The sequence below is a fragment of the Pseudomonas sp. IT-P258 genome (assembly GCF_949767825.1).
GTDB classification, from domain to species: Bacteria; Pseudomonadota; Gammaproteobacteria; order Pseudomonadales; family Pseudomonadaceae; genus Aquipseudomonas; species Aquipseudomonas monachiensis.
In genome coordinates this window covers 1-297 of the sequence record NZ_CATKPU010000086.1, presented here as the reverse complement: position 1 = coordinate 297, position 297 = coordinate 1, and the positions used below count along the sequence as shown (strand labels likewise).

The 297-nt window shown below is 56.2% G+C and carries 1 protein-coding gene; it reads right to left on the bottom strand.

Features of this window, described 5'->3' with window-relative positions; all coding sequences use genetic code 11:
• A partial coding sequence (locus ACM6G4_RS24350; RefSeq protein ID WP_414914785.1) for an RHS repeat domain-containing protein occupies positions 1-297 on the bottom strand: 297 nt, incomplete at both ends.

Sequence of the window (297 nt, the reverse complement as noted above, 5' to 3'; positions counted from 1 at the left end):
CCGGATCGTAATACCGAAACGTGTTGTAGTGCAGCCCCGTCTCATCGTCAAAATACTGCCCCTGAAACCGCAGATTCTGCTCGACATCATTGACCGCCAGCCTTTCAACAGCCCCCCAAGCCTTGTACGTCGCCTGCCAGACAATCTGCCCTTCACGGTCAGTCATCTCCAACGGAGTACCAATCTGATCGGTATGGAAGTAATAGAGCTGCTGCTCTTCCCCCTCTGCCTGATCCACCCGCGCCAACGGCGCATAACTCCCCGGCTCATACAGGTACAAACTGCTCTGCCCCGGAC